At 70.7% G+C, this 7,829-nt stretch carries 9 protein-coding genes; 5 read left to right on the forward strand and 4 right to left on the reverse strand.

From position 1 onward, the window contains the following. Positions 1 to 2: 2 nt before the first annotated feature. Entirely contained in the window at positions 3 to 245 is a 243-nt protein-coding gene (locus IF37_RS0130785; protein WP_030749901.1) for a DUF397 domain-containing protein, read from the reverse strand. Continuing rightward, the gene (locus IF37_RS0130790; RefSeq protein WP_030749904.1) at positions 242 to 1,063 is read right to left on the reverse strand and encodes a helix-turn-helix transcriptional regulator; all 822 of its coding nucleotides are present in this window, start codon (positions 1,061 to 1,063) and stop codon (positions 242 to 244) included. The genes IF37_RS0130785 and IF37_RS0130790 overlap by 4 nt, the downstream gene beginning before the upstream one ends. A gap of 112 nt (positions 1,064 to 1,175) precedes the next feature. On the opposite strand from IF37_RS0130790, the gene IF37_RS0130795 reads away from it, so the two are divergent. Beyond that, positions 1,176 to 1,604, forward strand: a complete 429-nt coding sequence (locus IF37_RS0130795; RefSeq protein ID WP_030749907.1) for an ATP-binding protein — start codon at positions 1,176 to 1,178, stop codon at positions 1,602 to 1,604. 109 nt (positions 1,605 to 1,713) lie between these two features. On the opposite strand, the gene IF37_RS0130800 is transcribed toward IF37_RS0130795, so the two are convergent. Next, the gene (locus IF37_RS0130800) at positions 1,714 to 2,331 is read right to left on the reverse strand and encodes a YceI family protein (RefSeq protein ID WP_030749908.1); all 618 of its coding nucleotides are present in this window, start codon (positions 2,329 to 2,331) and stop codon (positions 1,714 to 1,716) included. Positions 2,332 to 2,548: 217 nt separating this feature from the next. Here IF37_RS0130800 and IF37_RS0130805 point away from each other — a divergent pair, with 217 nt between their 5' ends. The 4 genes from IF37_RS0130805 (at position 2,549) to IF37_RS0130820 (ending at position 7,397) form a co-directional block, all read left to right on the forward strand. Then, a complete protein-coding gene (locus tag IF37_RS0130805) occupies positions 2,549 to 3,064 on the forward strand; it encodes a hypothetical protein (protein ID WP_030749911.1) in 516 nt (171 codons plus the stop codon). Positions 3,065 to 3,098: 34 nt separating this feature from the next. After that, the gene (locus tag IF37_RS0130810; RefSeq protein ID WP_030749914.1) at positions 3,099 to 5,399 is read left to right on the forward strand and encodes a polysaccharide lyase 8 family protein; all 2,301 of its coding nucleotides are present in this window, start codon (positions 3,099 to 3,101) and stop codon (positions 5,397 to 5,399) included. A gap of 153 nt (positions 5,400 to 5,552) precedes the next feature. Further along, positions 5,553 to 7,148, forward strand: a complete 1,596-nt coding sequence (locus IF37_RS0130815; protein WP_037857413.1) for an acyl-CoA carboxylase subunit beta — start codon at positions 5,553 to 5,555, stop codon at positions 7,146 to 7,148. Positions 7,149 to 7,205: 57 nt separating this feature from the next. Then, the gene (locus IF37_RS0130820) at positions 7,206 to 7,397 is read left to right on the forward strand and encodes an acyl-CoA carboxylase subunit epsilon (protein WP_030749920.1); all 192 of its coding nucleotides are present in this window, start codon (positions 7,206 to 7,208) and stop codon (positions 7,395 to 7,397) included. A 159-nt stretch (positions 7,398 to 7,556) separates the two neighbouring features. On the opposite strand, the gene IF37_RS0130825 is transcribed toward IF37_RS0130820, so the two are convergent. Further along, positions 7,557 to 7,829 (reverse strand): ATP/GTP-binding protein (locus IF37_RS0130825; protein WP_030749923.1); only part of this gene is annotated, 273 nt, incomplete at its 5' end.

The raw sequence follows: 7,829 nt of genomic DNA on the forward strand, positions 1-7,829 counted from the left end.
GCTCAGCGGGCGAGGCCGCCCAGGAACTCGCTCCAGGTGCCGGGGGACAGGGTGAGCGCCGGACCGGCGACGACCTTGGAGTCGCGGACGTGGACGGCGGCGGGGTGGGCGGCGACCTCTACACAGTTGCCGCCCTCGCTGCCGCTGTGGCTGGACTTGCGCCAGGTGTAGGCGAGTTCGAGGCAGTCGCCGCCCTGGCTGCCGCTGTAGCTGGACTTGAACCACGCCAATGCTGCGGTGTTCATGACTCTCCTAGCAGTCCGTTCAGCAGGCGTGTGCTCTCGTCGGGTGAGAGGGCCTGTGACCGCAGCATTCCATATTGGAGGTGGTAGTCGCTGACCTCATCGGGATCGGTGACGAGAAAACTGGACCGTTGCACCTCCAGGTAGACCAAGCGCTCGTACTCGGGCGTCTCGAGGAGCACCATGGGGCCGTCGAGGCAAGCGTGCGGTGTCAGGTTCTTGGGCATGATCTGGAAGCTCATGTGGACCGGCTTGGTGTACTCCAGGATCTGCCGAATCTGCTCTTGCATCACCTGCGGACCTCCGACCTGTCGCTGGAGGATGCTCTCCTCCAGGACGAAGTGCCCAACGGGCGGTCGCTCCCTCTGCCAGATCAACTGGCGTTCCATACGAGCGTTCACCCATTGCTCGGCCGTCTCGCTACCGAGTGCCGGGTAGCGGTAGTCGAAGACGGCGCGGCAGTAGTCCCGGGTCTGAAGGAGTCCAGGGATCACCAGGCTCTGGTAGGACAGGATGCCCACCGCCTCCTGCTCATGATCCACCAGCCCCTGCGCGAACTGCACGATCCGGTCCCGCACCGGCAGCCGGGCCACCAGAACCGCTAACGCGTCGCCCGTGTCCAGCAGTTCGTCGAACTGCTCGGCCCGGTCGGGCTGGAGGGCGAGCCTCCCCTGCTCGATCGACCTCACCGTGTCGACCGACAGATTCGCCAGCTCCGCGAACTGCTCCTGGGTGAGCCGCGCCTTCTTCCTGAAGTGCGCCACCAACGCACCCACCGCGTACCAAGAACCGACCTTCTTGGACCTCATCGCCTCGTGCATGGCCGTTCCTTTCCCCCGTGCGCACCACGAGCCCTCGTAGTGGACTCGTAGCAATCAGCGCTACGACTTCACTCACTGACCCACTGTAGTGACTCACAGTGACACTCGTCTCATGAACGCGGAACCTCAAACCCCCCACACGCGCCAGGCGTTCTACCGCCGGGACCGCAGGTCGGTACGGATCGCACGGGAGTTCGCCCGCACGGCGCTGACGGACTGGGCCCATGCCGGGCGCGGCGACGACGTATTGCTCTGTGTGAGCGAACTGGCGACCAACGCCCTCCTCCACGGCGTCCCCGCCGGGCGTGGCTTCCTCCTCCGGCTGACCCTGCACGCCGACGGCGTCCTGCGCGTGGAGGTGCACGACAGCGGGGGAGGGGAGGTCCGGGTCCCGGACGGACTCCGTCAGGCGGGTGCGGAGGCGGAAGGCGGCCGGGGTCTGCTGCTCGTCGCCGCCCTCGCGGACAAGTGGGGCGTGGCGGAGCGGGACCCGGGCAAGGTCGTCTGGTGCGAGTTCGCGGCGCGGGACGGTCGCGTCTGAACCGGGCCGGTCGCCGGGCATGCCGGAGCGCCCGTCCTCTCCTGGGGGGAGTGGAGGACGGGCGCGCTCAGGGGGCGGGTGCTCCGAGGTCGGCTGGGCCGCCGGAGGTTCACGCGTTCTTGATGGCCGAGATGTCGAAGACGAGCTTGATCTTGTCGGAGACCAGGACGCCGCCGGTCTCCAGGGCCGCGTTCCAGGTCAGGCCCCACTCGGAGCGCAGCAGCTCGGTCTTGCCCTCGAAGCCGACGCGCTCGTTGCCGAACGGGTCCTTGGCGGAGCCGTTGAACTCCAGGTCGAAGGTGATCGACTTGGTGACGCCGAGCAGGGAGAGGTCGCCGGTGATGCGGTAGTCGTCGCCGCCCAGGGCCTCCGCCTTGGTGGAGCGGAAGGTCATGACCGGGTGCTCGTCGATCTTGAAGAAGTCGGCCGACTTCAGGTGGCCGTCGCGGTCGGCGTTGCCGGTCTCGATGCTGTCCATCTGGATGTCGAGCGTGGCGGTGGACTTGGACGGGTCGGCGCCGTCCAGGTGCAGGGTGCCGGTGAAGTCCTGGAAGCCGCCCTTGACGTTGGTGACCATGGCGTGGCGGGCGACGAAGCCGATCGTGCTGTGGCTCGGGTCGATCGTGTAGTCGCCGCTCAGCGCGGTGAGGTCGGTGCCGGCCGTGGCCTCGGCGGCGGGGGCGGCGATGGTGGCGGTGGCGGTGGCCTTGCGGCTGAAGATACCCATGACGAGCTCCGTGGTTGAACGTTGAACTACCGATGTCCCTGAAGGTAGACCCATTCCGTTGATTTTTCAACTTCATCGTCTGCGTGACCATCCATGCGCGTTCGGTGATGCGGTACGCCCTCTGGCGCGGGCGGCGAACGCTCGGGCACCATCTGCCTGCACCCCCTGCACAGCCGCCCCCCACGCAGAGCCCGGCCCCCCTCGCAGGAAGGTCACCATGAACCCGCTGAAGCCGCTGAGATCCCGCGCGTTCCTCACCTCGCTGGCCCTGGTCGCCGCCCCGGCCGTCGCCGTCCTCGGCACCGCGACCGACGCCTTCGCCGTCACCAAGATCAGTCATGCGACCGCCACCTCGATGTTCCGCCAGTCCGGCATCACCTGGTCGTCCTCGGGCAACTGCTCCGACCGGAACAACTCCACCTGTACGTCATTCGAACAGCTCAACCTCGCCACCGCACAGGGAGCCCAGACCCTCAAGAGCGCCAGCGGCTGCGCCCTCAACATCACCGGCGGCACCGAGACCGGCCACGCCTCCGGCACGTACTCGCACTGGAACGGCTACAAGCTCGACTACGGCAAGAACACGTGCGTGACGTCGTACGTCAAGAACACCTTCACGTACATCGGCCTCCGCGGCGACGGCGCCCCGCAGTACCAGTCCGGCTCTGGGAACATCTACGCCGACGAGGGCAGCCACTGGGACGTCCTCTACTACAACTGCGGCGGCTGCTGAACCGGGGGCGAGGGCGGTGACCGGGCCCCTGGGCATGACCCGACGCGCACTGCTGCTGGCCGCCGCCCTCGCCGCCGCCCCGGCACCGGGCGCGCGGGCGGCCGACGGCGACCCGTACGAACCGCTGCGCCGCCGCTGGCTGGGCATCACGCTCGGCACCGGATACGACCCGGCCGCCGAGCCGTACGCCTCCCGGCTCGCGCGACTGGGGCGGCAGGCGCGGGAGTTCCAGGCCACCATGGCACCCGGGCCGGTCTCGCTCTGGCCCGGTCACCCCTTCGACCCGCCGTCCGGCATCACCTTCGGCTACGGCCGGCTGTGGACCATGACCCAGGCGTACGTCCAGCCCGGCACCGGCACCACCGGCGACCCGGGCCTGCTCGCCGACGTCCTGCGCGGCCTCGACCACCTCTCCGCCACCGTCTACCACCCCGCCACCACCCCGTACGGCAACTGGTGGGAGTGGCGGATCGGCAGCCCCCGGCCGCTGATGGACATCACGGCCGCCCTGTACGAGCGGCTCGGCGCGGACCGGATCGCGGCGGCCTGCGCGGCCGTCGACCACTTCGTCCCGGACACCGCGCTCACCGACTACTCCGGCACCTCCACCGGCGCCAACCGCGTCGACCTGCGCCGTTCGGTCGCCCTGCGCGGTGTCCTCGGCCGCGACCCCGGCCGCATCGCCCTCGCCCGGGACGCCCTCTCGCCGGTCTTCCCGTACGTCACCGAGGGGGACGGCCTCTACGCCGACGGCTCCTTCGTCCAGCACACCTCGGTCGCCTACTCCGGCACCTACGGCCAGGTCCTGCTCGACGGCCTCGGGCGGCTGTTCGCGCTGCTCGCCGGGACGGAGTGGGAGGTGACCGACCCCGCCCGGCAGCACGTCCTCGACAGCGTCGAGCACGCCTACGCGCCCCTCCTCCACGACGGACTGGTCATGGACTGCGTCAACGGCCGCGCCATCAGCCGCGGTTACCTGCGCTCCGACGACCAGCACGTCCTGCGCGGCGACCACTACCACGGGCAGGCCCTGATCGCCGCCGTCGCTCTGCTCGCCGACGGCGCGAGCGACGCCGAGCGGGCGCGCTGGCACGGGCGGGTCAAGGGCTGGATCGAACGGGACACCGTCGTACCGGTGCTGACGGCACCGCAGTTCGGCGTGGCCGACCTCGCCCGGCTGCGCGCCGTCGCCGACGCGCCGGGACCCGCCCTCCCGGAACCCCTCGGGCCCCGCCTCTTCCCGGCCATGGACCGCGCCGTCCACCGCGCGCCCCGGTTCACCGCGGCCCTCGCCATGGCCGGCGACCGCATCGCCCACTACGAGTGCGGCAACGGCGAGAACCCGCGCGGCTGGCACACCGGTTCCGGAATGCTCTCCTGGTGGACGCGGGACGGCGGCGACCAGTACACCGACTGGTACTGGCCCACCGTCGACTGGTACCGGCTGCCCGGCACCACCGTCTCCACCCGGCGCCTCGCCGACCGGGCCGGCGGCGAGTGGGGCGCCCCCCGGCCGGACGTCCGCTGGGTCGGCGGCACCACGGACGGCCGGTACGCGGCCGTCGGCCAGCACCTCAAGGGCCTCGGCTCCACCCTGGAGGCCCGCAAGTCCTGGTTCTTCCTCGACGACGCCGTGGTCTGCCTCGGCGCCGGGATCAGCTGCGCCGACGGCGTCCCGGTCGAGACCGTCGTGGACAACCGCAACCTGGGCGAGAGCGGCGCACCGGCCTTCGCGCGGGGCGCGCGCTGGGCCCACCTGGAGGGGCACGGCGGCTGGCTGCTGCCGTACGGCGGCGCACTGCGCGCCCTCCGCGAGGACCGCACCGGCGCCTGGTCCGACATCAACACCACCGGCAGCCCCGAACGGCGCACCCGCCGCTGGCAGACCCTCTGGCTCGACCACGGCACCGACCCGGTGGCCGCCGGCTACGCCTACGTCCTGCTGCCCGGCGCCGGCCGCGCCGAGACCGCCGCCCGGGCCGCCGACCGGCACTGGCTCACCCTCCTCGCCAACGACACCGGCGCCCAGGCCGTCGCCGTGCCCCGGCTGGGGCTGACGGCGTGGAACTTCTGGCGGGCCGGTACCGTGGGGGACGTCACCGTCTCGGGCGGCGCGAGCGTGCTCGTCGTCCGCGGGGGCCGTACCGCCACCCTCCGGGTGAGCGAGCCATCGCGCACCGGGGCCCCGCTGGACCTGCTCTGGGACCGCCCCGTGCGCGCGGTCACCCGGGCCGGCGAAGGCGTCGAGGTCCTCTCGGCGGACCGCCGTCTGAGGCTGCGCGTCACTCCGGGGATGGCATGTGCCACCCTCGAATGTGAGGTGGCTCTCCGGTGATGTCTTTGTCGCCTCCCTACAAAGCTGAGCCCTTCTGAGCAGTCGGAACGCTGCATGCGGCGATGGTTCTGTTCACTGGTACCAGGAAAACGGGCCGGAGACTGTACAGAGTCGACGGCTCGCTTTTCTTGGTGTCCTTCGTAAGGTCGCTACATGACCGTTTTGGAAGAGACGACGGGCGAGCCGACGGGTGAGCCGACGGACGCGCGCGGACGGGTGGCCGAGCTGCACGAGATCCGTGCGCGGGCCGTGGCGGGCCCGAGCGAGAAGGCGACCGAGGCGCAGCACGCCAAGGGCAAGCTGACGGCGCGGGAGCGGATCGAGCTGCTCCTCGACCCCGGGTCCTTCCAGGAGGTCGAGCAGCTGCGCCGGCACCGGGCGACCGGCTTCGGCCTGGAGGCCAAGAAGCCGTACACCGATGGTGTCATCACCGGCTGGGGCACGGTCGAGGGCCGTACCGTCTTCGTCTACGCCCATGACTTCCGGATCTTCGGCGGCGCGCTGGGCGAGGCCCACGCCACCAAGATCCACAAGATCATGGACATGGCCATCGCGGCCGGCGCGCCCCTGGTCTCCCTGAACGACGGCGCGGGCGCCCGCATCCAGGAGGGCGTCTCGGCCCTCGCCGGCTACGGCGGCATCTTCCAGCGGAACACCAAGGCATCGGGTGTCATCCCGCAGATCTCCGTGATGCTCGGCCCGTGCGCGGGCGGCGCGGCCTACAGCCCCGCCCTGACGGACTTCGTCTTCATGGTCCGCGAGACCTCGCAGATGTTCATCACCGGCCCGGACGTGGTCAAGGCGGTGACGGGCGAGGAGATCACCCAGAACGGCCTGGGCGGCGCCGACGTCCACGCCGAGACGAGCGGCGTCTGCCACTTCGCGTACGACGACGAGGAGACGTGCATCGCCGAGGTGCGCTACCTCCTCTCGCTGCTGCCGCAGAACAACCGCGAGAACCCCCCGCGGGTGGACTCCTCCGACCCGGTGGACCGCCGCGGCGACGTCCTGCTCGACCTGGTCCCGGCCGACGGCAACCGGCCGTACGACATGGCCAAGGTCATCGAGGAGATCGTCGACGACGGCGAGTACCTGGAGGTCCACGAGCGCTGGGCGCGCAACATCATCTGCGCCCTGGCCCGGCTGGACGGCCAGGTGGTCGGCATCATCGCCAACCAGCCGCAGGTCCTCGCGGGCGTCCTGGACATCGAGGCGAGCGAAAAAGCTGCGCGTTTCGTCCAGATGTGTGACGCTTTCAATATCCCGATCGTCACCTTCCTGGACGTGCCGGGCTTCCTCCCCGGCGTCGACCAGGAGCACGGCGGAATCATCCGCCACGGCGCGAAGCTGCTGTACGCCTACTGCAACGCGACCGTGCCGAGGATCTCGCTCATCCTGCGCAAGGCGTACGGAGGTGCCTACATCGTCATGGACTCCCAGTCGATCGGTGCCGACCTGACCTACGCCTGGCCGACCAACGAGATCGCCGTGATGGGCGCGGAGGGCGCGGCCAACGTGATCTTCCGCCGGCAGATCTCCGCCGCGCAGGACCCCGAGGCCATGCGCCAGAAGATGGTCAAGGAGTACAAGGCCGAGCTGATGCACCCGTACTACGCGGCCGAGCGGGGCCTGGTCGACGACGTCATCGACCCCGCCGAGACCCGCGAAGTGCTGGTGAAGTCCCTGGCGATGCTGCATACCAAGCACGCCGACCTGCCCTCGCGCAAGCACGGCAACCCTCCGCAGTAACCCGGCGGACCCGCCGCGGCAACCCCCCGGACCTCTCTCACCCGGAGACTGACACCCATGAGCACTCCCGACATCCGCGTCGAGAAGGGCCACGCCGAGCCCGAGGAAGTCGCCGCCATCACCGCGATCCTCATGGCCCGCGCCGCCGCCCGCCCCGAACCCGTCGCCACGCACCGGGTCCGCCCCCGGGCGGCCTGGCGCCGGCTGGAGCGCGAGGGCGGCTTCCGCGCCCCGCACAGCTGGCACTGAGCCCTTCGCGCACGGCCCACGGCCCCGCCGCTCCCTCCCGGGAGGGCGGGGCCGTGGCATGCGCGCGCTGACCCGGAACCGGAGTCGGGTACGTACGGCGAAGGCTCCCGTCCCCTGGTGAAAGGGGCGGGAGCCTTCGCCGTACGCGCGGGGCGGTGACTACCGCAGCCGCGCCATCAGCGCGTGTTCCACCAGGGTGATCAGGGCGCTCTTGGCGTCCGAACGGTGGCGGGCGTCGGTCGTGATGATCGGGGTGTCGGGGCCGATCTGGAGCGCCTCGCGCACCTCGTCCGGGGAGTACGGCTGGTTGCCGTCGAAGCCGTTGAGGGCGATGACGAAGGGCAGGCCGCTGTTCTCGAAGTAGTCGACCGCGGGGAAGCAGTCGGCGAGCCGGCGGGTGTCGACCAGGACGATCGCGCCGATCGCGCCGCG

Origin of the sequence: Streptomyces sp. NRRL S-31 (assembly GCF_000718775.1) — a bacterium.
Lineage (GTDB): Bacteria > Actinomycetota > Actinomycetes > Streptomycetales > Streptomycetaceae > Streptomyces.